General features: G+C 59.3%; 1 protein-coding gene. It reads right to left on the bottom strand.

What is annotated here, in order from left to right:
* The coding region (locus HT737_RS13055) for an alcohol dehydrogenase catalytic domain-containing protein (RefSeq protein ID WP_182402787.1) at positions 1–540 on the bottom strand (540 nt) is incomplete at its 3' end.
* Between the last annotated feature and the right edge of the window lie 177 nt (positions 541–717).

Raw genomic sequence — 717 nt, forward strand, 5'->3', positions numbered from 1 at the left:
TACCGCACCGTGATAGCCGGTCGGCAGAATGTCGGAGAGGCAGGTCAGGTCGCGGATTTTCTCCATGGCCTTGTCGCGATCCGGCAGTTTCAGCAGGTTGAAGTCGGCGTACGGCACCAGCACGTATTCAGCCTGACCGCCGGTCCAGTCGCCCATGTCGACATAACCGTAAGCACCGCCGGCGCGGGCCGGGTTGACGGTCAGGCAGACGCCAGTGTGTTGCTCCTTGCAGGAACGGCAGCGCCCGCAAGCCACGTTGAACGGTACGGAGACCAGGTCGCCGATTTTCAGGTTCTCGACGTCGGAACCCTTCTCGATCACTTCGCCAGTGATTTCATGGCCCAGCACCAGACCGGTCTGCGCCGTGGTCCGGCCGCGCACCATGTGCTGGTCGGAGCCACAAATGTTGGTGGACACCACACGCAGGATCACCCCGTGTTCGATCTTCCTGCCGCGCGGGTCCTGCATTTTCGGATAGTCGATTTTCTGTACTTCGACCTTGCCAGCGCCGAGATACACCACACCACGATTGCCAGACATGCTTTCACCTCGCTGTTGTTTTTATGGAACCGCGTTGCCAGGCAGGCAGCGCGTTAAGTGCTCGGGTACAGATGCTGATTGTTGTGTTGCCTGTTATGGCCTCATCGCTGGCAAGCCAGCTCCCACGGGTTTCGGGTGGAACTCAAAAATTGTGTACGACACAAATCCCTGTGGGAG

The sequence above is a fragment of the Pseudomonas sp. MD195_PC81_125 genome (assembly GCF_014060985.1).
In the GTDB taxonomy this organism is placed as follows: domain Bacteria; phylum Pseudomonadota; class Gammaproteobacteria; order Pseudomonadales; family Pseudomonadaceae; genus Aquipseudomonas; species Aquipseudomonas parakoreensis.